This window comes from Xanthomonas sp. LMG 12461 (assembly GCF_009192935.1).
GTDB lineage: Bacteria > Pseudomonadota > Gammaproteobacteria > Xanthomonadales > Xanthomonadaceae > Xanthomonas_A > Xanthomonas_A sontii.
This window is the reverse complement of the sequence record NZ_NQYT01000096.1, coordinates 1-23,188: the sequence shown is the minus strand read 5'-3', so window position 1 is coordinate 23,188 and position 23,188 is coordinate 1. Positions and strand designations below refer to the sequence as shown.

The 23,188-nt window shown below is 66.3% G+C and carries 19 protein-coding genes and 8 tRNA genes; 17 read left to right on the top strand and 10 right to left on the bottom strand.

The genetic code is table 11. The features are described from left to right. Positions 1-163: 163 nt before the first annotated feature. The 5 genes from ppx to CEK68_RS19825 all read right to left on the bottom strand — a co-directional run bounded on the left by ppx (position 164) and on the right by CEK68_RS19825 (position 7,663). Complete coding sequence (gene ppx / locus CEK68_RS19845) at positions 164-1,690, bottom strand: exopolyphosphatase (RefSeq protein ID WP_148828562.1); 1,527 nt, start codon at positions 1,688-1,690, stop codon at positions 164-166. Between the two features lie 55 nt (positions 1,691-1,745). Then, positions 1,746-3,845 carry a polyphosphate kinase 1 gene (gene ppk1 / locus CEK68_RS19840; protein WP_152240407.1) on the bottom strand — a complete coding sequence of 700 codons (2,100 nt, stop codon included), beginning with the start codon at positions 3,843-3,845 and terminating at the stop codon, positions 1,746-1,748. Positions 3,846-3,856: 11 nt separating this feature from the next. Then, a complete protein-coding gene (gene phoR / locus CEK68_RS19835) occupies positions 3,857-5,182 on the bottom strand; it encodes a phosphate regulon sensor histidine kinase PhoR (RefSeq protein ID WP_017907839.1) in 1,326 nt (441 codons plus the stop codon). 64 nt (positions 5,183-5,246) lie between these two features. Next, positions 5,247-5,936, bottom strand: coding sequence for a phosphate regulon transcriptional regulator PhoB (gene phoB / locus CEK68_RS19830; RefSeq protein ID WP_017907838.1), 690 nt, complete (start codon positions 5,934-5,936; stop codon positions 5,247-5,249). A gap of 83 nt (positions 5,937-6,019) precedes the next feature. Next, the gene (locus CEK68_RS19825) at positions 6,020-7,663 is read right to left on the bottom strand and encodes a M48 family metalloprotease (RefSeq protein ID WP_017907837.1); all 1,644 of its coding nucleotides are present in this window, start codon (positions 7,661-7,663) and stop codon (positions 6,020-6,022) included. A 147-nt stretch (positions 7,664-7,810) separates the two neighbouring features. Here CEK68_RS19825 and grxC point away from each other — a divergent pair, with 147 nt between their 5' ends. The 3 genes from grxC to CEK68_RS19810 all read left to right on the top strand — a co-directional run bounded on the left by grxC (position 7,811) and on the right by CEK68_RS19810 (position 9,703). Further along, positions 7,811-8,122 (top strand): glutaredoxin 3, encoded by a 312-nt coding sequence (gene grxC / locus CEK68_RS19820; RefSeq protein ID WP_017914029.1) that lies wholly within the window; start codon positions 7,811-7,813, stop codon positions 8,120-8,122. Between the two features lie 74 nt (positions 8,123-8,196). Next, positions 8,197-8,532 carry a carboxymuconolactone decarboxylase family protein gene (locus CEK68_RS19815; RefSeq protein ID WP_226977973.1) on the top strand — a complete coding sequence of 112 codons (336 nt, stop codon included), beginning with the start codon at positions 8,197-8,199 and terminating at the stop codon, positions 8,530-8,532. A 163-nt stretch (positions 8,533-8,695) separates the two neighbouring features. Then, the gene (locus CEK68_RS19810) at positions 8,696-9,703 is read left to right on the top strand and encodes an isocitrate dehydrogenase (RefSeq protein WP_017907834.1); all 1,008 of its coding nucleotides are present in this window, start codon (positions 8,696-8,698) and stop codon (positions 9,701-9,703) included. 144 nt (positions 9,704-9,847) lie between these two features. Here the strand turns inward: CEK68_RS19810 and CEK68_RS19805 are convergent, their stop codons facing one another. Further along, positions 9,848-10,648: a Bax inhibitor-1/YccA family protein gene (locus tag CEK68_RS19805; protein ID WP_017917385.1), complete on the bottom strand. Its 801-nt coding sequence runs from the start codon at positions 10,646-10,648 to the stop codon at positions 9,848-9,850. A 153-nt stretch (positions 10,649-10,801) separates the two neighbouring features. Here CEK68_RS19805 and CEK68_RS19800 point away from each other — a divergent pair. From CEK68_RS19800 to CEK68_RS19785, 4 genes are all read left to right on the top strand, one after another. Continuing rightward, a tRNA-Pro gene (locus CEK68_RS19800) sits at positions 10,802-10,878 on the top strand. A gap of 44 nt (positions 10,879-10,922) precedes the next feature. Beyond that, positions 10,923-10,999: transfer RNA gene (locus CEK68_RS19795), tRNA-Arg, on the top strand. Between the two features lie 34 nt (positions 11,000-11,033). After that, positions 11,034-11,110 (top strand) — tRNA-His (locus CEK68_RS19790). A 76-nt stretch (positions 11,111-11,186) separates the two neighbouring features. Then, positions 11,187-11,262: transfer RNA gene (locus tag CEK68_RS19785), tRNA-Lys, on the top strand. 84 nt (positions 11,263-11,346) lie between these two features. Here CEK68_RS19785 and CEK68_RS19780 read toward each other — a convergent pair. From CEK68_RS19780 to CEK68_RS19765, 4 genes are all read right to left on the bottom strand, one after another. Next, a complete protein-coding gene (locus CEK68_RS19780) occupies positions 11,347-11,535 on the bottom strand; it encodes a hypothetical protein (protein WP_226977971.1) in 189 nt (62 codons plus the stop codon). Between the two features lie 226 nt (positions 11,536-11,761). Further along, positions 11,762-12,190: a hypothetical protein gene (locus tag CEK68_RS19775; RefSeq protein WP_193314259.1), complete on the bottom strand. Its 429-nt coding sequence runs from the start codon at positions 12,188-12,190 to the stop codon at positions 11,762-11,764. A gap of 127 nt (positions 12,191-12,317) precedes the next feature. After that, the gene (locus CEK68_RS19770) at positions 12,318-12,851 is read right to left on the bottom strand and encodes a helix-turn-helix domain-containing protein (protein ID WP_193314258.1); all 534 of its coding nucleotides are present in this window, start codon (positions 12,849-12,851) and stop codon (positions 12,318-12,320) included. 5 nt (positions 12,852-12,856) lie between these two features. Beyond that, complete coding sequence (locus tag CEK68_RS19765; RefSeq protein ID WP_152240402.1) at positions 12,857-13,264, bottom strand: type II toxin-antitoxin system RelE/ParE family toxin; 408 nt, start codon at positions 13,262-13,264, stop codon at positions 12,857-12,859. A gap of 402 nt (positions 13,265-13,666) precedes the next feature. On the opposite strand from CEK68_RS19765, the gene CEK68_RS19760 reads away from it, so the two are divergent. The 10 genes from CEK68_RS19760 (at position 13,667) to CEK68_RS19715 (ending at position 23,127) form a co-directional block, all read left to right on the top strand. Next, positions 13,667-13,751 (top strand) — tRNA-Leu (locus tag CEK68_RS19760). Positions 13,752-13,941: 190 nt separating this feature from the next. Further along, positions 13,942-15,237 carry a trigger factor gene (gene tig, locus CEK68_RS19755; RefSeq protein WP_150410614.1) on the top strand — a complete coding sequence of 432 codons (1,296 nt, stop codon included), beginning with the start codon at positions 13,942-13,944 and terminating at the stop codon, positions 15,235-15,237. A gap of 141 nt (positions 15,238-15,378) precedes the next feature. Continuing rightward, positions 15,379-16,005 (top strand): ATP-dependent Clp endopeptidase proteolytic subunit ClpP, encoded by a 627-nt coding sequence (gene clpP, locus CEK68_RS19750; RefSeq protein WP_017907831.1) that lies wholly within the window; start codon positions 15,379-15,381, stop codon positions 16,003-16,005. Between the two features lie 128 nt (positions 16,006-16,133). Next, positions 16,134-17,420, top strand: a complete 1,287-nt coding sequence (clpX, locus tag CEK68_RS19745) for an ATP-dependent Clp protease ATP-binding subunit ClpX (RefSeq protein WP_017907830.1) — start codon at positions 16,134-16,136, stop codon at positions 17,418-17,420. A 177-nt stretch (positions 17,421-17,597) separates the two neighbouring features. Further along, positions 17,598-20,066, top strand: coding sequence for an endopeptidase La (lon, locus tag CEK68_RS19740; protein ID WP_152240401.1), 2,469 nt, complete (start codon positions 17,598-17,600; stop codon positions 20,064-20,066). A gap of 88 nt (positions 20,067-20,154) precedes the next feature. After that, positions 20,155-20,568 (top strand): HU family DNA-binding protein, encoded by a 414-nt coding sequence (locus tag CEK68_RS19735; protein ID WP_157835168.1) that lies wholly within the window; start codon positions 20,155-20,157, stop codon positions 20,566-20,568. Positions 20,569-20,579: 11 nt separating this feature from the next. After that, positions 20,580-20,654, top strand: a tRNA-Val gene (locus tag CEK68_RS19730). Between the two features lie 27 nt (positions 20,655-20,681). Further along, positions 20,682-20,758, top strand: a tRNA-Asp gene (locus CEK68_RS19725). Between the two features lie 117 nt (positions 20,759-20,875). Then, positions 20,876-20,952: transfer RNA gene (locus CEK68_RS19720), tRNA-Asp, on the top strand. A 186-nt stretch (positions 20,953-21,138) separates the two neighbouring features. Next, on the top strand, positions 21,139-23,127 hold the full coding sequence (locus CEK68_RS19715; RefSeq protein ID WP_152240400.1) for a peptidylprolyl isomerase: 1,989 nt from the start codon (positions 21,139-21,141) through the stop codon (positions 23,125-23,127). Positions 23,128-23,188 lie beyond the last annotated feature (61 nt).

Below are 23,188 nucleotides of genomic sequence, written 5' to 3'. Positions count from 1 at the left end.
TGTGTGTCAGTAGACACGGTCAGATGTGGTCTGTCTGACGAAGGCCACGTTCATATTCATGAAACAAGTATCTGGCATGCAGAAGACCGCATACGCGCGTTCAGTCTGTCACGTGGGCTCGGAGATGTGTATAACAGGCAGCTGCCGTCCCGAATCCCGGCCTTCAAGCGACAAATGGACGGAAATTGATCCCCAACCCGGCCATGCCCTCGACCTCGCCGATCAGGTCGGCACGCTGCAACGGCCGCGACTCGATCCACGGCTGCGACAGGATCAGGTGCAGGTTGGCGCCGTCGGCCTTCAGTTCCAGCGCCGGGATCGGGTCGGCCTCGTGCGCGCGGTGCAGCAGCACCGCCAGGCGCAGCAGCGCGGCCTTGCGCTTGGCGTTGAGCAACAGGCGGTCGGGCAGCGCGTCGAACGCGGTCTTGGAGACGTTGCGGCGGTGCGTGCGCACCAGCGTGGCCAACACCTGCTGCTCCTGCCGCGAGAAGCCGGCGATGTCCGAGTGCTCCAGCACGTAGGCGCCGTGCACGTGGTACTGGCTGTGCGCGATGGCCTGGCCGAGTTCGTGCAGGCGCGCGGCCCAGCCGAGCATGCGCGCGTCGTCGGCATCCAGCGCCCAGTCGCCGGCGACCTGCTCGAACAGCGCCATCGCGGTGTGCTCCACGCGCGCGGCCTGCGCTTCGTCGATGCCGTAGCGCTGGGTGAGCGCGGCGATCGCGGTTTCGCGCGGATCGTTCTCGCCGCCGCGGCCGAGCATGTCGTAGAGGATGCCTTCGCGCATGGCCGCCTTGCTCACCATCAGCCGTTGCAGGCCCAGGGCCTGGAATGCCGCCTCCAGCACCAGCACGCCGCCGGCGATGATCGGCCGGCGGTCGGCGGACAGGCCGGGCAGGTCGATGTCCTCGATGCGCTTGGCCAGCAGCAGGCGGTCGCGCAACTGCGGCAGCGCCTCGGCGGTGATCGCGCCCTTGGTCAGCTTCATCGCCGCGCAGATCTCGCCGATCGCCTTGTGCGTGCCCGACGAGCCCAGCGCCTCGTGCCAGCCCAGCGCACGGTACTGCCCGGCGAACTGCTGGAACTCGGCGCCGATCTCGGTCAGCGCGTCCTTCCACTTCTTCTTGGACAGCTTGCCGCCCGGGAAGAAGCGCCGCGTGCTGGCGATGCAGCCGGCCTGCAGGCTCTCGCGTTCCAGGGTCTGGAAGCCGCTGCCGATGATGAACTCGGTGGAGCCGCCGCCGATGTCGATCACCAGGCGGCGTTCGTCCGGCTTGGGCGGCTGCGCATGGGCCACGCCGAGGTAGATCAGGCGCGCTTCCTCGCGGCCGCTGACCACTTCGATCGGATGGCCCAGCGCGGTTTCGCCGGGAATCAGGAAGGTCTGCGGCGAGCGCAGCTGACGCACGGTGTTGGTCGCCAGCGCGCGCACCCGCAGCGAGGGCAGGTCGCGGAGGCGCTGGCCGAAGCGTGCCAGGCATTCCAGCGCGCGCTGTCGCGCCTCGGTGGACAGTCCGCCCTTGTTGTCCAGGCCGTCGGCCATGCGCACGGTCTCGCGCAGGCGGTCCACCACCCGCAACTGCCCGAGCTGGTAGCGGGCGATGACCATGTGGAAGCTGTTGGAACCCAGGTCGATGGCGGCCAGCAGGTCGCCGTCGCGCAGCGGCGGATGAGTGGGGGAGGTGGCAGGCATGGCGGAATGGTAGCCGATGCGCGGCGCGCGCCGTTGGCGCTGCGCCGCGGTGTGCTCAGAGCCCGTCGAGCAGGGCCAGCTGCGCCGAATGCGGCGGCTGGTCCTGGCCCGGGGCCAGCTTGCGGTAGTTGCCGTCGGCGTCCAGTTCCCAGGCGTTGAGATTGTCGGCCAGGTAGTTCTGCAGCACCTCGCGGTGGATGCGCTTGACCAGGTCCGGATCCAGGATCGGGAAGCCGGTCTCCACGCGCCGCAGCAGGTTGCGTTCCAGCCAGTCGGCGCTGGCGCAGAACAGTTCCGGCGCACCGTCGTTGCCAAACCAGTAGACCCGGCTGTGCTCGAGGAAGCGGCCGACGATCGAGCGCACCCGGATGTTGTCGGAGACGCCCGGCACGCCCGGGCGCAGGGTGCAGGCGCCGCGCACGATCAGGTCGATCTTGACCCCGGCCTGCGAGGCCGCGTACAGCGCGCGGATCACCTGCGGCTCGTTGAGCGCGTTCATCTTGGCGATGATGCGGCCCGGGCGGCCGGCATGCGCCAGCTTGGTCTCGCGCTCGATCCGGTGCAGCACGCCCGGGTGCAGGGTGAAGGGCGATTGCAGCAGGCGCTTGAGGCGGATCTTCGGCGCCAGCCCGGACAACTGCTGGAACAGCAGGTGCACGTCGTTGCCGATGTCCACGTCGGAGGTGATCAGGCTCAGGTCGGTGTAGGCGCGCGCGGTGCCGCTGTGGTAGTTGCCGGTGCCCAGGTGCACGTAGCGGCGCAGCTTGCGGCCCTCGCGGCGCACGATCAGCAGCATCTTGGCGTGGGTCTTGTAGCCGACCACGCCGTACACCACCTGCACGCCGGCTTCCTGCAGGCGGTCGGCCAGGCCCAGGTTGGCCTCTTCATCGAAGCGCGCGCGCAGTTCCACCACCACGGTGACGTCCTTGCCGTTGCGCGCGGCCAGCACCAGCGCATCGACGATCGCCGAGTCCTTGCCGGTGCGGTACAGGGTCTGCTTGATCGCCAGCACGTTGGGGTCGATCGCGGCCTGCTTGATCAGGTCCAGCACCGCGGTGAAGGCGTCGAACGGGTGGTGCAGCAACACGTCGCCGGCGGCGGCGATCTCGAAGATGCCTTCGCTGTCGCGCAGCGTGCGCGGGTTCATCGGCGGATACTTCAGGTCCGGGCGCTGCACCAGGTCGTAGACCTGGTTGACCCGGCTCAGGTTGACCGGGCCGTTGATCCGGTAGACCGCGTTTTCCGGCAGTTCGAAGTTCTGCAGCAGGGTGCGCACGATCGACTTCGGGCAGTCCTCGGCGATCTCCAGCCGCACCGCCGGCCGGTAGCCGCGGTTGACCAGTTCGTCGCGCAGCGCCAGCGCCAGATTCTCCACTTCCTCCTCGTCCACCACCAGTTCCGAGTTGCGGGTGACGCGGAACTGGTAGGAGCCCATCACCTCCATGCCCGGGAACAGCTCGTCGACGAAGGTGGACAGCACCGAGGACAGGAACACGAAGCTCTGGCCGCCCTCGGCCAGGCTTTCCGGCAACTGGATGATGCGCGGCAGCGAGCGCGGCGCGCGCACGATCGCCAGGTGGCCGACGCGGCCGAACGCGTCGGTGCCTTTGAGCACCACCACGATGTTCAGCGACTTGTTGAGGATCTTCGGGAACGGATGCGCCGGGTCCAGGCCCAGCGGCGACAGCACCGGCATGATCTCGTTGCGGAAGTAGGCGCGCAGCCAGCGCTTCTGCCGCGCGTTCCAGGAATGCCGGCCGAGCACGCCGATGCCGGCGTCCTTCAGCGCCGGGCGCAGCACCTCGTTCCAGCAGCGGTACTGCTGGTCGACCAGTTGCGCGGCGCGGTCGTGGATCGAGGTGAGGATGGCGTTGGGGCTCATCCCGTCCGGTGCCGGCGGCAGCCCGAATTCCTGCGCGTGGCGCACGGTGGCGGCGCGGATCTCGAAGAACTCGTCGAGGTTGGTGCAGGAGATGCACAGGAAACGCAGCCGCTCCAGCAACGGCACCTGCGGATCCTGCGCCTGCGCCAGCACGCGGAAGTTGAAGTCCAGTTGCGACAGCTCGCGGTTGATGTACAGCGCGGGGTCGCGCAGCGGGTCGCTGGGAATGTCCGGGGGCGGCGTGGGCGGCAGGGCAGGGGCGCGGCGGGGCATGGTGTCTCTCGTTAGGCGGAGGTCAGGGTGGCATGGTCGTGCCGCGGATGCACGCGCCCGGCGCCGAAGTGGCAGGAGAAGGTGCTGCCCTTGCCGACTTCGCTCTCGATCTCCAGCCGCGCCTGGTGCAGGCCGAGCACGTGCTTGACGATCGACAGGCCCAGGCCGGTGCCGCCGCTCTCGCGCGAGCGGCTGCTGGAGACGCGGTAGAAGCGCTCGGTGATCCGCGGCAGGTGATGCGCGGGAATGCCGTAGCCGCTGTCGCGCACCGCCAGCACCGCGCCATCGCCCTCGCGGGCGAAGGTGATGCGGATGGTGCCGCCGGCCGCGGTGTAGCGCACCGCGTTGGTGACCAGATTGGAGAAGGCGCTGTGCAGTTCCTTGTTGGAGCCGACCAGGTCGCAATCGGCCTCGTCGTGGACCTCGATGCGGTGCCGGCCCTGGCTGTGCGCCTCGGCCTCGCGGCGCAGCGTGGCCAGCATCGGCGCCATCGCGATCGACTCCTCGTTGGCGTGTTCCTGCGATTCCAGCCGCGACAGGGTCAGCAGATCCTCGACCAGCTGGGTCATGCGTTGCGACTGCTTGCGCATCTCGGCGATCATCGGCCCCGAATCCGGAAAGTCCTCCGGGTCGAGCATGTCCAGGTAGCCGTGGACCACGGTCAGCGGCGTGCGCAACTCGTGCGAGACGTTGGCGACGAAATCGCGGCGCACCTGCTCCAGTTGCAGCAGCTTGCTGACGTCGCGCGCGACCAGCAGCCAGTGGTCGTCGGAATAGGGGATCAGGCGCAGGTTCAGGCGCAGACGGTCGTCGACCGGGGAGGGCATGTCCAGCATCGGCTCGGCGTTGCGGCCGCCGCTGAGCCAGTGCGCCAGCGGCATCGGCTGCAGCCGCTCCACCACCGGCGCGCCGAGGTCGCCGGGGTGGCGCAGGCCGAGCAGGGTGCCGGCCGCCTCGTTGAACCACTGGATGCGCTGGCTGTTGCGGTCCACCACCACCACCGCATCCGGCAGCGCCGCGGCGGCGGCGCGGTAGGCGCGCAGCATGTCCAGCAGGCGCCGCTTGCGCACGCGCATTTCCGCCTGGCTGCGGTACAGCAGCCGGTCCAGTTCGTTCCACACGCCGGTGCCGGCCGGCGGCTCCCAGCGCTGGCGCGCGGTCAGCCGCCGCAGCACCCGCCGCAGCCGCCAGTAGTGCCAGCCCATCACCCCCAGCGACATCAGGGTCAGCGCCATCCACACATGGCCGCCGATCCAGCCGATCAGCAACGCCAGCAACAGCAGGCCGGCGAGCGTGCCGAGGGTCTTCAACCAGGCGGAGCGGATGTGGCGGGGCATCGGGAACGCACTCTGTCGCAAAGGATCGTGATCCGTCCGCCGTTATAGCAGGCGAAGGCGGCGGTCAGATGGACGCAGAGAAGCGATAGCCGGAACCGCGGACGGTCTGCACCATGTTTTCCACCGAGAACGGCTCCAGCGTCTTGCGCAGGCGGCGGATGTGCACGTCGATGGTGCGCTCTTCCACGTAGACGCTGCCGCCCCAGACGTGATCGAGCAATTGCGCGCGGCTGTAGACGCGTTCGGGATGGGTCATGAAGAAGTGCAGCAGGCGGTACTCGGTCGGGCCGATCGGCACCGGCGCCTCGCCGGCGAACACCCGGTGCGCGGCGCCGTCGATGCGCAGGCTGCCGACCGAGACGCTGCCGTCCTCGTCGTCCTCGCGGGTGCGACGCATCACCGCGCGGATCCGCGCCAGCAGCTCGCGTGCCGAGAACGGTTTGACCACATAGTCGTCGACGCCGGCCTCCAGGCCGCCGACGCGGTCGTTCTCCTCGCCGCGGGCGGTGAGCATGATGATCGGCACTTCGCGGGTCATCGCATCCTTGCGCCAGCGCCGGGCCAGTTCCAGGCCGCTGGTGCCGGGCAGCATCCAGTCCAGCAGGATCAGGTCCGGGACCCGGTCGGCGATCGAGGTCTGCGCCTCGCGGGCATCGCCGGCGTGCACCGGCTCGAAGTCGCCCTTGCGCAGGGCGAACGCGACCATGTCGCGGATGGCCGGCTCGTCGTCGACGATCAGGATGCGTTTCTGCACAACGGCACCGTGGAACTGGGGAGGAAGGTCGCCAGTAGACTACGGTTTTATTACGTTTGAGTGACGGCTGACACGGGCGCGTTTCAGCGCCGTTGCATGTCCGGGTCCTGCACGCCCTGGCGGCGCAGTTCCAGCACCGTCGGGGTGATCGCGGCGATGCGGGCGTCGATGCGCGCGCGTGCCACGTAGTCCAGGTCGCTGCGCTTCTTCAGGTTGCTCAGCTGGATCAGGGCCTGCTCCGGATGCCCGTTCAGGTAGGCCGCCTCGGCATACGCCTCGCCGGCCCGGGTGTCGTCGCCGGCCAGTTCGCAGGCACGGGCGAAGGTGCGCTGGAACACCGGATCCTCCGCGGCGGCCCCGAGCAGCGGCCGCAGCACCGCCTGGGCGCGCTGGCCGGCCTGGCGGCCGCCCTGTTCGTTGAGGGCGGTCGCATAGCTCAGCGCCACCGCCCGGTTGCTGGGCATGCGCTTGACCAGCGCCTCGAAGCGCTGGTCGGCGGCCTGGTTGCGGCCGGCCTTGGCCTCGGCCTCGGCCACCGCCACGGTCAGCCACCAGTTGTCCGGGTGCGCCTGCAGCAGGCTTTCCAGCGTCTGCGCGACCTCCTGCGCACTGCCGCCGGCACGCAGCCGGGCCAGCGCCAGGCCATAGCGCTGGGCATCGCTCAGGCCCTGCTTGCTGCCCTGGCGCAGGCCTTCGTACTCGCGGATCGCATCGGCCGGGGTGTTGGCGCTGAACACCCGCAGCCGCTCTCGGGCCCATTCGAACTGGCCGCTGGGGCCGCGCGCGTAGTTGGCGAACGGCAGTTGCAGGCCGCCGGGCAGCAGTGGGTTGCTGGGCGCGCCCAGCGGCTGGCTCAGCGACACGTCGTTCGGATCGACCCGCTCCTTCAGGGTGCCGCCGGGCACGCTGGTGGTCAGGGTCAGGGTGTTCTTCTTCATCTGCTCGGCGCGCTCGCGCGCCTCGCTGATGCGGGTGGTGGTGACCGGGTGGGTCATCAGGAAGTCGGGAGTGCTGTAGCCGCCCTGGTTGCCGCGCATCGCCAGCGACATGCGCTCGAAGAAGCCGGCCATCGCGTCGACGTCGTAGCCGCTGCGCGCCAGGGTGCGGATGCCCAGACGGTCGGCCTCCGATTCGTTGGAGCGGGTGTAGTCGATCTGCCGCTGCTGCATCAGCCCCAGGCCGCTGGCGATCGCCGCCTGGGTGGCGTCGCCGCTGGAACGCCCGCCGGCCTGCTGCGCCGCGACCACCGCGGCGAGCATGCCGAGCAGGATCGGGATCTGGTCGCGCTGCGCCCGCTCGACCCCGCGCAGCACGTGCTGCTGGGTGACGTGGGCGATCTCGTGCGACAGCACCGCGGCCACCTCGTCCTCGCGCTCGGCGGTCAGTACCAACCCGGCGTTGACCGCCACGTAGCCGCCGAGGGTGGCGAAGGCGTTGATCTGGCGGTCGCGCAGCATGAAGAAGGTGAACTTCTGCTGCGGCTGGTCGCTGTTGGCGCCGAGCCGGGTGCCCATGGTCTGCAGCCAGTCGTCGATCAGCGGGTCCTCGAGCACGTAGCCGTAGCTGCGCAGCTCGGCCAGCATCATCTTGCCGTACTCGGCCTGGCGCGCCGGGGTCAGCAGCTCGCCGGCCGAGGAGCCGATGTCCGGCAGCTTGTTCTCCTGGGCCGGCGCCACGGCGCAGGCGGTGGCCAGGGTGATCGCGAAGGCGAGCGGCAGCAGGCGCAAGACAGGCTCCAGGGGCAGGCGGACGCCGGGTGGCGGCCGGGACGACGGTGAATCCGGGATGATTCGCAGTGTTGCGGCAGCGGCCTCGAAAATCCACCCGGCCGCTACCATAGTGGCTTGGACCTTCTACACCGCCCGGAGTTTCCCGTGGACAACCCAACTGCCGACACCGGCCACGCCGGCGGCCCGCCGATCACCCTCTATTCCACCGCGATCTGCCCGTATTGCGTGGCGGCCAAGAACTTCCTCAAGAGCAAGGGCCGCAGCTGGAACGAGGTGCGGATCGACCTGGACCCGGCCGAGCGCGAGAAGATGGTCGCGCTGGCGCGGCGCACCAGCGTGCCGCAGATCTTCGTCGGCGACGTCCACGTCGGCGGCTACGACGACATGATGGCGCTGCACCGCGCCGGCAAGCTGGAGCCGCTGCTCGACGGCCACGCCCCCGAGGCGCAGGCGTGAGCGGCGCTGCGACGGGCGAGGGCGGCGTCTCCGGGGAGGACCGGGTCCGCGCGTTCACCGAGTTCCGCCAGCGCATGAACCAGCGCATCCTGGCCGAGCCGAACCAGGTGGTGCGGCGCTTCTTCGCGCTCGACACCCAGACCTACCAGGCCGGCGCGCTGGACGTGAAGACCAAGGAACTGCTCGGCTTGGTCGCCTCGCTGGTGCTGCGCTGCGACGACTGCATCAGCTACCACGTGGCCCAGTGCAAGGAGGCCGGGGTCAGCCGCGAGGAGTTCTTCGAGACCTTCTCGGTGGGCCTGGTGGTCGGCGGTTCCATCGTGATCCCGCACCTGCGCCGCGCCGTGGACTTCCTCGACACGCTGGAGGCCGGCGAGACCGCCGCCCCGGCGCAGCACGCGCACGACTGAGCCGCTTCGGGCTGCCCTGATGGCCACCGGCGCCTGCGCCGGCGGCCGTCCGGTTTTGGGCGCCTTCACCGGCTTCGGGCATAATTACCGCTGAAACCTCCTTGCGCCTGCAGCCCCGGTTCCCGGGCGGCGCTCCCCCCTCTTGTACGGAAACCGCAACCCTATGACGCAGACAATCACGGTCATCCGTGGCGATGGCATCGGCCCGGAGATCATGGACGCCACGCTGTTCGTGCTCGACGCGCTGAACGCCGGCCTCACCTACGAATACGCCGATGCGGGCCTGGTGGCGCTGGAGAAGCACGGCGACCTGCTGCCGGCCGCCACGCTGGAGTCGATCCGCAAGAACAAGGTGGCGCTGAAGAGCCCGCTGACCACGCCGGTGGGCGAGGGCTTCAGCTCGATCAACGTGGCCATGCGCCGCCAGTTCGACCTGTACGCCAACGTGCGTCCGGCCAAGTCGTTCCCGAACACCAAGTCGCGCTTCGGCGCCGGCGTGGACCTGATCACCGTGCGCGAGAACACCGAAGGCGCCTACCTGAGCGAAGGCCAGGAAGTGTCCGCCGACGGCGAGACCGCGCTGTCGATGGCCAAGGTGACCCGCAAGGGCTCCGAGCGCATCGTCCGCTACGCCTTCGACCTGGCCCGCGCGACCGGCCGCAAGAAGGTCACCGCGGTGCACAAGGCCAACATCATCAAGTCCACCTCGGGCCTGTTCCTGAAGGTGGCGCGCGACGTGGCGGCGAACTACCCGGAGATCGAGTTCCAGGAAATGATCGTCGACAACGCCTGCATGCAGCTGGTGATGCGCCCGGAGCAGTTCGACATCATCGTCACCACCAACCTGTTCGGCGACATCCTGTCGGACCTGTGCGCCGGCCTGGTCGGCGGCCTGGGCCTGGCCCCGGGCGCCAACATCGGCGTGGACGCGGCGATCTTCGAAGCCGTGCACGGCTCGGCCCCGGACATCGCCGGGCAGGGCAAGGCCAACCCGTGCGCGCTGCTGCTGGGCGCGGCGCAGTTGCTGGACCATATCGGCCAGCCGCAGAACGCCGAGCGCCTGCGCAACGCCATCGTCGCCACCCTGGAAGCCAAGGACGGGCTGACCCCGGACCTGGGCGGCAGCGGCAACACCATGGGCTTCGCCAAGGCCATCGCCAGCCGCCTCTGAGCGTCCGGAAGATCGCAGAAATAAAGAAAGGGCGCCCCAGGGCGCCCTTTCTTTTGCTCGGAAACTTGTCTGAAGCCAAGCCCGCTCATCGATCAAGGGGAGCCGCTCTTGCGATTCCCCAATCCCGATTCCCGACTCCCGGCTTCAATTCCGCGACTGCAACTTCGACAGCAGGCGCAGGAACTCCAGGTACAGCCACACCAGCGTGACCATCAGGCCGAACGCGCCGTACCACTCCATGTACTTGGGCGCGCCCTGTTCGACGCCGCTCTCGATGAAGTCGAAATCCAGCACCAGGTTCAGTGCCGCCACCACCACCACGAACAGACTGAACAGGATGCCGACCGTGCCGGAGGCGTGGATGTAGGGGATCTGGATGTTGAAGAAGCCAAGCACCATCGTGGCCAGGTACACCAACGCGATGCCGCCGGTCGCCGCGACCACGCCCAGCTTGAAGTTCTCGGTGGCCTTGATCATGCCGCTGCGGTAGGCGAACAGCATCGCGAACAGGGTGCCGAAGGTCAGCAGCACGGCCTGCAGCACGATGCCGTTGAAGCGCACTTCGTACATCGCCGAGATCGATCCCAGGAAAAAGCCTTCCACCAGCGCGTACAGCGGCGCGGTGATCGGCGACCATTCCTTCTTGAAGATCGTGATCAGGGCCAGGATGAAGCCGCCGATCAGGCCGCCCAGCGCGTAGCCGGCCACGCCAGGAGCGATCATCGCGTTGCCCGCGGCATCGATCGAAACCGACTGGCTCCAGGCGAATACGGCGGTGAGCGCTGTCAGCATCAACAGGATGCCGGTCTTGTTGGCGGTGCCGTTCAGGGTCATCGCACCGCTGTCGCGCGCGACGACCGTGCCGTTGCCGGGCGAGACCACGTTGCCGCTGTGCAGATCGAGGAAGGTGGATTCCTTCAGGGCGGGGTTGCCGCTGCGAAGCATGCTGTTTTCTCCTTCAAAATGGCTCTCGGCCGATGCCGATGGCAAGCCGTGAGCATAGCGCAGGCGATGTTGCGTGCATGCGACGTTGACAGCGGGCCGCAAGCTTCCCACAATAGCCGACCTTTCCGGCCTTGGCCGCGAGGGATGTTCCGCCGGGGTATAGCGCAGTCTGGTAGCGCGCCTGCTTTGGGAGCAGGATGTCGGGGGTTCGAATCCCTCTACCCCGACCAATCCGATGTCCAACGGCGGAAAGGAATGCGACAATCCAGCCAGGGCGCCCGTAGCTCAACTGGATAGAGCACCGGCCTTCTAAGCCGGCGGTTACAGGTTCGATTCCTGTCGGGCGCGCCACATGGCGCCGGGCAGGAGATGCAAGGTTTCAATGGTGGCTGTAGCTCAGTTGGTTAGAGTACTGGATTGTGATTCCAGATGTCGGGGGTTCGAGTCCCCTCAGCCACCCCATTGATCGCGTGACCCGATGCTTCGCGGGGTGTTGCAACGAAGCAAAAAAGCACATAGAATGTGCGACTCAGTTTCAGGGCCGTTAGCTCAGTTGGTAGAGCAGTTGACTCTTAATCAATAGGTCCAAGGTTCGAATCCTTGACGGCCCACCAAATAAAACAGCCACTTAGCGCAAGCCAAGTGGCTGTTTTTCTATGCGCCGGGGAAATTCCCGGGAAAAATACTCCGGGTGTGCACTACTTGCGCGTCGGCGGCGGCACCAGCGGTAGGTCGTGGGCGTACCGGTTTGTCGTCTCCGGGTTTGCGTGTCCCGCGGCGTCCTGCTTGTCGCCCCGGTTGCCGGGGGTGTCGGTGATGTCGCGATGCTTCAGGCCATGCAGGTCGGACCGCGTTTCGGCGTCGATCACCTTCTCCTCGAGCGCCATAGCGATCATGTGTTGCCAAGCGCTCGTGGTGTACCGGGACGCCAACACCACCATCTTGGTCGTCTACGGCAGCAACGGCGAATACATCACCTCCTATGTGATCAAGTCTCCGCAGACTAAACCGCCGCAGTAACCCGTAGAGCGCGCCAACTGGCTCGCGGAGCCGAGTCGAACCCTATTTTTTGGTGGAAAAAGAGAGGGCCGCTTGCGCGGCCCCTCTCTTTTTCTAGCTCGCTTCAGTTTTCCGCTTGGTGGCTGGCTTCTTTGTCGCCAGCGTTCGCGCCTCCTTCTTGCGGGAGCTTTCGACTGCTTCTGCTTTAGCGCGAGCTGCTTCCATCATCGAGGGATCGACCCCAAAGCTCTTCTGCAAGATATCTTCAAGCTTGTCTGTCTCAAAGAGCATCTCAACGTCAGAAGGTTCCAGCATCACGCTTGGGAGTAGCGCTGTGCCATATGGTGCGCGAGAGGACACTAGGGCCAGCATCTCTCGAGCGCCAGAGTAGAGGATACGCGCTACGTTTACGGCTACAACCTCAGGGTTGAACGCGCTTTTGTAGGCCTGTCGGCAACCGTCAACGTCGATGCGAAAGGTCACAAGAACTTGCAACGAGATTACATAAGGCCTGCTGTCATCGCTTTGATCGATGCTTAGCATGGCGAAATGGGATCCGTCAGAGTCGTACATGACCTGGGCGCGGACGACGATCGGTAGAGGCTCGTCTACGACACTTTGGCCAATGCTGGGTATCGCTCGTACGCTGACGATCGTGTACTCAGGGGCGTCAAGCTGCAATGGGCTCGGCTTCATCGTTCGCTGCTAGTTGCGTCAGTGCTTCATTAGCTTGGGTATACCCAGCGCGGTTTGGCATGGAGCTGTATCCCGATCTGCGTGCGGTTGATTGACGCGAATCAAGGTTTTGGCTCTGAGCCCAGATGTATGCAACGCTGCCCTCTCTTTTCGTGATTGCAGCAGCCGGAGCAAGCTCTTTTTGGGCTAGCCTGAAGTAGACGTCTCCGTCATCCTCCGTTGGGCTAAGAGTAAAGCTGGAGCGGCCCAAGCTAATGCTCAGGTCAACGGTGCCGCTAAGAGCTTGCACATACTGGAAGAGGGTGGAGAGTAGGAAGTCGCCGCGACCCTCGAACTTCGATACCGCAGCTTGAGACTTGCCAAGCTGTGTGGCGATTTCTTTTTGTGTGAGGCCAGCAGCTTCCCGAAGCGCGGCCAAGGGTAGGCTTCGCAGCGCATCTTGAAATGCTTGCTGCACATCGGCGTGGCCCTGAAGGCCGCGTGCACTCAGGAAATCTTCCAGGCGCATGGTACTCATTGTTGTCTTCTTCCCTTGGTTTTCTTGGCGACGACTTTGCTGGCCATATCGGCCGCATTCGTTTTGTCTAGATGGGCATCAAGTAGATCATCCGCAATGGGGATGAATTCCTCGTAGAACTCATCAACGCCGTAGGCGATCTTGTCGCCGCCGACGAGCAAGATCCCTCGACGCTTTGTGTCGAACGCAAAGAAGATGCGGAACTGCTTGTCCGCGCACTGAACACGAAGCTCCTTCATGTTGTGGTGTCGTGAACGGTGTATGCGATCCACGTGTGGACGGCCCAGAGTTGGTCCCTTAGCCGCAAGGAGCTGCATTGCCCCAGCCACCTTAATTTGTTCATTTCCCGAGAGTCCGTCGAAAAATTCCTGGGCCTCGGTGAGCAGTTCAACGACCCAGGTCATCAGGATAACCTTGGAGTTATTTTTCTACAACTGACTTCGTTGCGAAAAGTCAAGCGCCCCCCTTCATTCCTTGATCCGCCTGGGCCTTCGATCGCCAATCCTAGCCGACACGGGGGCTTCCAGCGAGCGACCGCGCGAGTAAAGCATGGCCATCGCCGTGCGGCTCCCCAAAGACCGCCGCGATGGTCGTGAAGGCGCGGCCTTCAGGGGATAGCCGGATCAAGGGCTCGGGAGCGAGGCCATCCAGGCCGGCGTTGGGGTATCCATCCGCAGATGGCATAAGTCCAAGGTTCGAATCCTTGACGGCCCACCAAAACGAAAGGCACCTGCTCCGGCAGGTGCCTTTTTCTTTGCCGGCCGGCCTGCAACAATGTGCCGGCAGGCGCCTTCCGGCGCCGCAGCGCGAAAGTGGCGGAATTGGTAGACGCCCTGGTTTTAGGTACCAGTGCCGCAAGGCGTAGGGGTTCGAGTCCCCTCTTTCGCACCATCCAGCCCCCGATGGCCCCTTGTGGCGATGGCGGGTTCGGCGTCGCCACGGCGGCCTCCCGGCCCTGCGCTGGCAGGCGCCGCGGGAATAGGCGAAACTATCCGGCTGCGGCGGCTGTCCCGTGCCCGCGCCAACCCGTACTTTTCTATATCGTGCCGAGAGCCGTGGGCTCCCGGTGGCAGGAGTCCACATGCAAGCTTCGATCGAAACCACCGGTACCCTGGAACGGCGTCTGACCTTCACCCTGCCGGAGGATCGCCTGGAAACCCATGTCGGCGGCCGCCTGCGCGAAGTCGCGCGCACCGCGCGGATCAAGGGCTTCCGTCCGGGCAAGATTCCGGCCAAGGTGATCGAGCAGCGGTTCGGGCCGCAGATCCGCGCCGAGGCGCTGGACGGCCTGCTGCGCGAGACCTTCGACTCGGCCGTGCGCGAGCACGAACTGCGCCTGGCCGGCAACCCGCGCATCGACCGTGCCGGCGACAACGAACTGCAGTTCGTGGCCACCTTCGAGGTGGTGCCGGACTTCGGCGACATCGACGTCTCGACGCTGCAGGTGATCCGCCATACCGCCGAGGTCACCGATGCCGACATCGAGCAGATGATCGAGAACCTGCGCCTGCAGCGTCGTACCTGGCAGCCGGCCGCGCGTCCGGCGCAGGACGGCGACCTGGTGACCCTGGAGACCTGGTCGCAGGTCGGCGACGAGCGCCTGCCGGCCGAGGGCGTGGAGAAGGGCAGCAGCGTGATCGGCTCGGGCGTCATGTTCCCGGCGATCGAGCAGGGCTTGGTCGGCCTGTCCAAGGACGAAGAGAAGACCCTGACCGTCGACTTCCCGGCCGACTGGCGCGTGCCGCAGTTCGCCGGCAAGCAGGTCCAGGTCCACGTGAAGGCGGTCGACGTGGCCGCGCCGGTGCTGCCGGAGGTGGACAAGGAGTTCATCAAGAGCTTCGGCGTCAAGAGCGGCGATGCCGAGCAGTTCCGCAAGGACATCCGCATCAACCTCGAGCGCGAGCTCAAGGGCGCGCTGATGAACCGCCTGCGTCGCGAAGTCGGCGAGCAACTGATCGCCGCCTACGCCTCGGTCGAAATGCCGCCGCGCCTGGTCGAGAACGAAGCGCGCGCCATGCTGGCGCAGCAGGTCGAGCAGATGCGCCGTTCGGGCCGCGACCCGGGCCAGGTGCCGGACGACGCCCATCAGGGCTTCATGGACGCCGCGCGCAAGCGCGTGCTGGTCGGCCTGCTGGTCGGCGAGGTCGCCCGCCGCAACGAACTGCGCCTGGACCCGAAGCGGGTCTCGGAGACGCTGCGCCTGATCGCCTCGACCTACGAAGAGCCCGAGCAGGTCATTGAGATGTACCGCAACGATCCCCAATTGATGGGGGGACTGCAGAGCCGTGTGATGGAAGAGCAGGTGATCGACTGGATCGCCGAGCGCGCCCAGCACACCGAGCAGGCGATGTCGTTCCAGGACGCGATCCGTCAATAAGACGACGCTCCGCCGCGTTGCGCAGCCGACCTGCGCGACGCGGATCCCGTTTCACCTCCCCGCGGCGGCGGGACTCAATACGATGCGAAGCCCTGCACACCCCCGTGCAGGGACGGACCCCGAGCAGCAGGAGATCACCGCGTGGACAATGTGACCAAGGCCTTGAATCTGGTTCCGATGGTGGTCGAACAGACCAGCCGCGGCGAGCGCGCCTACGACATCTATTCGCGCCTGCTGAAGGAGCGCCTGATCTTCCTGGTCGGCCCGATCGACGACCACATGGCCAATGTGATCGTGGCTCAGCTGCTGTTCCTGGAAGCGGACAATCCGGAGAAGGACATCAGCATCTACATCAATTCGCCGGGTGGCGTGGTCACCGCCGGCATGGCGATCTACGACACCATGCAGTACATCAAGCCGGACGTGAGCACCATCTGCGTCGGCCAGGCCGCCTCGATGGGCGCGCTGCTGCTGGCGTCGGGCGCGGCCGGCAAGCGCTATGCGCTGCCGAACTCGCGGGTGATGATCCACCAGCCGCTGGGCGGCTTCCAGGGCCAGGCCACCGACATCGACATCCACGCCCGCGAGATCCTGACGCTGCGCGCGCGGCTGAACGAAATCCTGGCCAAGCACACCGGCCAGTCGCTGGAAACCATCGCCCGCGACACCGAGCGCGACAACTTCAAGAGCGCCGTCGACGCGCAGGCCTACGGCCTCGTCGACCAGGTCCTGGAGCGTCGTCCGGATGAGTCCATCCAGCCGGCATAAGGCTTGCATGTACTGCAAAACGCAGCGTATTCCGCAGGGCCGGGGTCGGGCTAGCGTCCTCCCGGCCCTGTGCTATTCTCGAAATCGAACCCCCGTTCATCGGGTGGGGTAACTGGGTAAGCGAAGCAATGAGCGAAGACCGGCAAGGCCGTTCCGGCGACAGCAACAAGATCCTGTACTGCTCGTTCTGCGGCAAGAGTCAACACGAGGTCCGTAAGCTGATCGCCGGGCCCAGCGTGTTCATCTGCGACGAATGCGTCGAGTTGTGCAACGACATCATCCGCGAGGAGCTCGAGGAGAAGGCGCAGTCGGCACGCAGCAGCCTGCCCAAGCCGCGCGAGATCCTGGAAGTGCTCGACCAGTACGTGATCGGCCAGCAGCGCGCCAAGCGCACGCTCGCCGTGGCCGTGTACAACCACTACAAGCGCATCGAGAGCCGGCAGAAGAACGACGAGGTCGAACTGGCCAAGTCCAACATCCTGCTGGTCGGTCCGACCGGCTCGGGCAAGACGCTGCTGGCCGAGACGCTGGCGCGCTTGCTCAACGTGCCGTTCACCATCGCCGATGCGACCACGCTGACCGAGGCCGGCTACGTCGGCGAGGACGTGGAGAACATCATCCAGAAGCTGCTGCAGAAGTGCGACTACGACGTCGACAAGGCGCAGCAGGGCATCGTCTACATCGACGAGATCGACAAGATCTCGCGCAAGAGCGAGAACCCGTCGATCACCCGCGACGTGTCCGGCGAAGGCGTGCAGCAGGCGCTGCTGAAGCTGATCGAAGGCACGGTCGCCTCGGTGCCGCCGCAGGGCGGGCGCAAGCATCCGCAGCAGGAATTCCTGCAGGTGGACACCAAGAACATCCTGTTCATCTGCGGCGGCGCGTTCGCCGGCCTGGACAAGGTGATCCAGCAGCGCTCCAACGACGCCGGCGGCATCGGCTTCGGTGCCAAGGTGAAGAGCTCCGAGCGCAAGCGCGAGGTCGGCAAGATCCTGGCCGACGTCGAGCCGGAAGACCTGATCAAGTTCGGCCTGATCCCCGAGTTCGTCGGCCGCCTGCCGGTGGTCGCCACGCTCGAGGAACTGGACGAGCCGGCGCTGATCAAGATCCTGACCGAGCCGAAGAACGCCATCACCAAGCAGTTCAAGAAGCTGTTCGAGATGGAAGGCGTGGAGCTGGAGTTCCGCCAGGACGCGCTGCTGGCCATCGCCAAGAAGGCGCTCAAGCGCAAGACCGGCGCGCGCGGCCTGCGCACCATCGTCGAGTCGGTGCTGCTGGACACGATGTACGAGCTGCCGTCGCAGGAAAACGTCAGCAAGGTGGTGGTGGACGAGTCGGTGATCGAGCACAAGTCCGAGCCGTACCTGATCTACCAGACCCCGCCGGCGGCGCCGAAGGTCGCCTCCGCGGAGTGACCCGGGCGGGCGGTGCGCGGCGACCCCGTCGCGCGCCCCGTGCCTGCCGGTAAGTCGCTGAAACATAAAGGGGTTATGCGCTCCCCTTGCATCGTCCAGCCGATGGCCCCATAACGGGGCCATCGGCGTTTTTATGGCCGCCCGCATCGCGTTCCCGCCTCCCAAATCGGAATCCTCATGGCCCAGTCCCAATCCGAAGTCCTCGACCTGCCGGTCCTGCCGTTGCGCGACGTCGTGGTCTTTCCGCACATGGTCATCCCGCTGTTCGTCGGTCGCGACAAATCCATGCGCGCGCTCGAGCACGCGATGGAGGCCGACAAGCGCATCCTGCTGGTCGCGCAGAAGTCCGCCGAGACCGACGACCCGGCGGCGGCCGACTTGTACAACGTCGGCACGCTGGCGCAGGTGCTGCAACTGCTGAAGCTGCCCGACGGCACCATCAAGGTGCTGGTCGAGGGCCTGTCGCGGGTCAGCGTCGACAAGGTCGCCGAGCGCGACGGCGCGCTGCAGGGCGAAGGCCGCGAGATCGATGCCGCCGAATCGCGCGAGGAGCGCGAAGTCGAGGCGATCGCGCGCTCGCTGATGTCGCTGTTCGAGCAGTACGTCAAGACCAACCGCAAGCTGCCGCCGGAGCTGCTGCAGACCCTGTCCGGCATCGACGAGCCCGGCCGCCTGGCCGACACCATCGCCGCGCACATCGGCGTGCGCCTGGCCGACAAGCAGCGCCTGCTGGAAACGCTGGAAGTGGGCGAGCGCCTGGAGATGCTGGTCGGCCTGGTCGACGGCGAGATCGACGTGCAGCAGCTGGAAAAGCGCATCCGCGGCCGGGTCAAGTCGCAGATGGAGAAGAGCCAGCGCGAGTACTACCTCAACGAGCAGATGAAGGCGATCCAGAAGGAACTGGGCGACCTCGACGATGCGCCGGGCGAGCTGGAGGAACTGGCGCGCAAGATCGCCGAGGCCGGCATGCCCAAGCCGGTCGAGACCAAGGCCAAGGCCGAACTCAACAAGCTCAAGCAGATGTCGCCGATGTCGGCCGAAGCCGCGGTGGTGCGCAACTACCTCGACTGGCTGCTGGGCGTGCCGTGGAAGAAGCGCAGCAAGGTGCGCAAGGACCTGAAGGTCGCGCAGGAAACCCTCGACGCCGATCACTACGGCCTGGAGAAGGTCAAGGACCGCATCCTCGAATACCTCGCGGTGCAGTCGCGGGTGAAGCAGATGAAGGGGCCGATCCTGTGCCTGGTCGGACCGCCGGGCGTGGGCAAGACCTCGCTGGGCCAGTCCATCGCCAAGGCCACCAACCGCAAGTTCGTGCGCATGTCGCTGGGCGGCGTGCGCGACGAGGCGGAGATCCGCGGCCATCGCCGCACCTATGTCGGCTCGATGCCGGGCCGCATCGTGCAGAACCTCAACAAGGTCGGCAGCAAGAACCCGCTGTTCGTGCTCGACGAGATCGACAAGATGTCGATGGATTTCCGCGGCGATCCGTCCTCGGCGCTGCTGGAAGTGCTCGACCCCGAGCAGAACAACGCCTTCAACGACCACTACCTGGAAGTGGACCTGGACCTGTCCGAAGTGATGTTCGTGGCGACCTCCAATTCGCTGAACATCCCCGGCCCGTTGCTGGACCGCATGGAAGTGATCCGCATCCCCGGCTACACCGAGGACGAGAAGCTCAACATCGCGACGCGCTACCTGGTGCCCAAGCAACTCAAGGCCAATGGCCTGAAGCAGGAAGAGCTGGAGATCGGTGCCGACGCGATCCGCGACATCGTGCGCTACTACACGCGCGAATCCGGCGTGCGCAACCTCGAGCGCGAAGTGGCCAAGATCTGCCGCAAGGTGGTCAAGGAGATCGCCCTGGCCGGTCCGCAGCCGGCCGCCCCGGCGAAGAAGGCCGCAGCGAAGAAGGCCGCCGCGCGCAAGGACAAGGCGCGCGTCAGCGTCGGCGCGAAGAACCTGGACAAGTACCTGGGCGTGCGCCGCTACGACTTCGGTCGCGCCGAGGAGCAGAACGAGATCGGCCTGGTGACCGGCCTGGCCTGGACCGAGGTCGGCGGCGATCTGCTGCAGATCGAATCGACCCTGGTTCCGGGCAAGGGCGCGGTGATCCTGACTGGCCAGCTCGGCGACGTGATGAAGGAATCGGCGTCGGCCGCATTGTCGGTGGTGCGTTCGCGCGCCGAGCGGCTCGGCATCGAGGCGGACTTCCTGCAGAAGCACGACGTCCACCTGCACGTGCCGGACGGCGCCACGCCCAAGGACGGCCCCAGCGCCGGCATCGCGATGGTGACCTCGCTGGTGTCGATGCTGACCAAGGTGCCGGTCAAGTCGGAGGTGGCGATGACCGGCGAGATCACCCTGCGTGGCCGCGTCTCGGCGATCGGCGGGCTCAAGGAGAAGCTGCTGGCCGCATTGCGCGGCGGCATCCGCACCGTGCTGATCCCCGAGGAGAACCGCAAGGATCTGGCCGACATCCCGGAGAACGTCACCCGCGATCTGAAAATCGTGCCGGTGAAGTGGATCGACGAAGTGCTGGATCTGGCACTGGAGCGTCCGCTCGCGCCCAAGCCAGCCGCCGACGCCGAACAGGCACCGTCGCGGCGCAAGCAGAAAGCATCCTCGAACCCGCGCGTCAAGCACTGACGCGCGCTGAACCGCACCCGCGCAAACGGCTCAAACCCGCGCCGTTGTTGGCTTTTCGGCTTGCGCGGGTATGGGCCCGCTGGTATAAATGCAGCGCTTGCGAGCACCGCGAACGGGCGTGCTTGGTAGTGCAAAACATATCCATCGGGGTCTCGCCCAGGCGAGGCAGGCCACGCCGACACCCGATCCTCAATCCGCGGTCTTCTGCCGCACATGGAGTCATCAAGAAATGAATAAAGCCGAACTGAACGACGCGATCGCCGCTGCCGCCGATATCTCCAAGGCCGAAGCCGGTCGTGCCATCGACGCCTTCGTGTCGGAAGTGACCAAGGCCCTGAAGAAGGGCGACAGCGTCACGCTCGTGGGCTTCGGCACCTTCCAGGTGCGCGACCGTGCCGAGCGCACCGGCCGCAACCCGAAGACCGGCGACTCCATCAAGATCGCGGCGTCGAAGAATCCGACGTTCAAGGCTGGTAAAGCGCTGAAGGATGCCGTAAACTAATCGACTCGCTAGGGTGCTTAGCTCAGCGGTAGAGCGTCTCCTTTACACGGAGAGGGTCGGGGGTTCGAAACCCTCAGCACCCACCAGAGCACCGAGCGACAAGTTTCAAAAGCGGAGTGGTAGTTCAGTCGGTTAGAATGCTGGCCTGTCACGCCGGAGGTCGCGGGTTCGAGTCCCGTCCACTCCGCCAGTTGTACCGAAGCCCCCGAGCGATCGGGGGTTTCGTTTCTCGCAGTCGCCGCCACGCGCCAGCGTTGGCCCGGTCGCTGCGGGAAAGCGGGCCTCGCGCCCGCCTCCGTTCAAACGCGGAGTGGTAGTTCAGTCGGTTAGAATGCTGGCCTGTCACGCCGGAGGTCGCGGGTTCGAGTCCCGTCCACTCCGCCATTTGTACGCGAAACCCCCGAGCGATCGGGGGTTTCTTTTTTTCCGCAGTGCGCTGGTTTGGTCGTCGATGCGCTCCGGATTCGCCGCCTCGACGCATGAGCGGCGCGGGTTGCCGGGCCGCCGGTTCTGCCGCAAGGCGTGAAGCGGGTTAAACTGCGCGGCTCGCCAATAGGCCGTCGGTTCCCAATGCTGCAGAAACTTCGCGAAAAGACCTCGGGCTGGATCGCCACCGCGATCATCGGTCTGTTGATGATTCCGTTCCTGTTCGTCATCGACAACAGCTACCTCGGTGGCGTCGGTGCCAACAATGTCGCCAAGGTGCAGGCGCCGCCGTCGTGGTGGTCGTCGGCGCCGTCGTGGTGGCCGGTGTCGCTGCTGTGGCAGCACCACGAAGTGAGCACGGAGCAGTTCCGTACCCGCTTCGAGCAGGCGCGCATCCAGGCGCGCGAACAGCAGGGCGAGAACTTCGATCCGCGCGCGTTCGAAAGCATCGACAACAAGCGCAAGCTGCTCGATCAGCTGATCGACGAGCAGGTGGCGAAGCTGTCGGCAGAACGCGCCGGCGTGGTCATCGGCGATGCCGCGGTGCGCGATTACATCAGCTCCATGCCTGCGTTCCAGAACGACGGCAAGTTCGATCCGGAGCGCTACCGCCTGGCTCTGGCCTCGGGCACGCCGCCGCGTACGCCGACCATGTTCCAGCAACTGGTGCGCGACGCGCTGCAGCAGTCGGTGATTCCGTCGGGCATCGCCGAATCGGCGTTCGCCACCAAGCCGGAAACCGAGCGCCTGCTGAAGATGCTGGGCGAGACCCGCGACGTGGAGATGGCGCTGTTGCCGGAAATGCCGGCCGACACCGCACCGGTCAGCGACGCGCAGGTGCAGCAGTGGTACGACTCGCACAAGTCCGACTTCAAGCAGCCGGAAACCGTGACGATCGAGTACGTCGACCTCAACGCGGCCAGCCTGCCGCCGGTCAAGCCGGCCGACGAGGCGACGCTGCGCAAGCGCTACGACGACGAGAAGGCGCGCTTCGTCGAGCCCGATCAGCGGCTGGCTTCGCACATCCTGATCAGCGCCGGCAAGGACGCGGCCTCGCAGAAGGCGGCCGAGGCCAAGGCGGCCAAGCTGGCGGCCGAAGCCAAGCAGCCCGGCGCCGATTTCGCCGCGCTGGCCCGCGCCAACTCCGATGACCCTGGTTCCAAGAACGCCGGCGGCGATCTGGGCTGGGTGGAGAAGGGCGTGATGGTGAAGCCGTTCGAGGACGCGCTGTTCGCGATGAAGCCCGGCGAGATCGTCGGTCCGGTGAAGAGCGAATTCGGCTATCACGTGATCCAGCTGCGCCAGGTCAAGGGCGGCGAAGGCAAGTCGTTCGAGCAGGTGCGCGACCAGCTCGCCAGCGAGCAGTTGAAGGCCGACAGCGAGAAGGCCTTCAGCGACCTGAGCGGCAAGCTGGTGGACCTGGTCTACAAGAACCCGACCGCGCTGGCTTCGGCGGCGAAGGAAGTGGGACTGCCGGTGCAGACGCTGGGGCCGTTCTCGCGCGCCACCGCCAGTGGCATCGCCGCACAGCCGGCGGTGCTGCGCGCCGCGTTCTCCGACACCCTGGTGCAGGACGGCACGGTCAGCGACCCGATCAACCTGGGGCCGAACCACAGCGTGCTGATCCGCGTGACCCAGCACCAGCCGGAACAGATCCAGCCGCTGGCCAAGGTGCACGAGCAGGTCGTGGCCGCGGTGCATGCCGACCGCACCGCCAAGGCGGCCGCTGCCAAGGCCGATGCACTGCTGGAGCGTTTGCGCAAGGGCGAGACCCTGCAGGCCCTGGCCGGCGCGGAGAAGCTGCAGATCAACCCGATGCCGGGTCTGCCGCGCAACGTGCCGATGCCGAGCGCGCAGGCCAGCCAGGCGATCTTCAGCGCGCCGCAGCCGGCCGACGGCAAGCCCTCGGTGGGCAAGGTCGAGCTGCCTGCCGCGCCGGGCATAGTGGGCAAGCGCTATGCGCTGTTTGCGGTCACCAAGGTGACGCCGGGCGACCTGAGCAAGGTGCCGGCCGAGCAGCAGACGATGTTCCAGCAGCAGCTGGCGCGGATCGAAGGCGAGGCCGATGCCAAGGCCTACGTCGATGCGATGCGCAAGCACTTCAAGATCAGCGTGCAGGAATCGCAGCTGTAACCGCTGCTTCGGCAGCGCAAAGCGGCACGCAACAGGCCCGGCATTGCCGGGCCTGTTGCGT

Excerpts from the sequence above, each read along its gene's own strand:
- ppx (WP_148828562.1), bottom strand. The coding sequence starts at position 1,690 with ATGCCTGCCACCTCCCCCACTCATCCGCCGCTGCGCGACGGCGACCTG.
- ppk1 (WP_152240407.1), bottom strand. The coding sequence starts at position 3,845 with ATGCCCCGCCGCGCCCCTGCCCTGCCGCCCACGCCGCCCCCGGACATT.
- phoR (WP_017907839.1), bottom strand. The coding sequence starts at position 5,182 with ATGCCCCGCCACATCCGCTCCGCCTGGTTGAAGACCCTCGGCACGCTC.
- CEK68_RS19815 (WP_226977973.1), top strand. The coding sequence starts at position 8,197 with ATGAACCAGCGCATCCTGGCCGAGCCGAACCAGGTGGTGCGGCGCTTC.
- CEK68_RS19810 (WP_017907834.1), top strand. The coding sequence starts at position 8,696 with ATGACGCAGACAATCACGGTCATCCGTGGCGATGGCATCGGCCCGGAG.
- CEK68_RS19805 (WP_017917385.1), bottom strand. The coding sequence starts at position 10,648 with ATGCTTCGCAGCGGCAACCCCGCCCTGAAGGAATCCACCTTCCTCGAT.
- CEK68_RS19780 (WP_226977971.1), bottom strand. The coding sequence starts at position 11,535 with ATGGCGCTCGAGGAGAAGGTGATCGACGCCGAAACGCGGTCCGACCTG.
- CEK68_RS19775 (WP_193314259.1), bottom strand. The coding sequence starts at position 12,190 with ATGCTAAGCATCGATCAAAGCGATGACAGCAGGCCTTATGTAATCTCG.
- CEK68_RS19770 (WP_193314258.1), bottom strand. The coding sequence starts at position 12,851 with ATGCGCCTGGAAGATTTCCTGAGTGCACGCGGCCTTCAGGGCCACGCC.
- CEK68_RS19765 (WP_152240402.1), bottom strand. The coding sequence starts at position 13,264 with ATGACCTGGGTCGTTGAACTGCTCACCGAGGCCCAGGAATTTTTCGAC.
- tig (WP_150410614.1), top strand. The coding sequence starts at position 13,942 with ATGCAAGCTTCGATCGAAACCACCGGTACCCTGGAACGGCGTCTGACC.
- clpX (WP_017907830.1), top strand. The coding sequence starts at position 16,134 with ATGAGCGAAGACCGGCAAGGCCGTTCCGGCGACAGCAACAAGATCCTG.
- lon (WP_152240401.1), top strand. The coding sequence starts at position 17,598 with ATGGCCCAGTCCCAATCCGAAGTCCTCGACCTGCCGGTCCTGCCGTTG.
- CEK68_RS19735 (WP_157835168.1), top strand. The coding sequence starts at position 20,155 with ATGCAGCGCTTGCGAGCACCGCGAACGGGCGTGCTTGGTAGTGCAAAA.
- CEK68_RS19715 (WP_152240400.1), top strand. The coding sequence starts at position 21,139 with ATGCTGCAGAAACTTCGCGAAAAGACCTCGGGCTGGATCGCCACCGCG.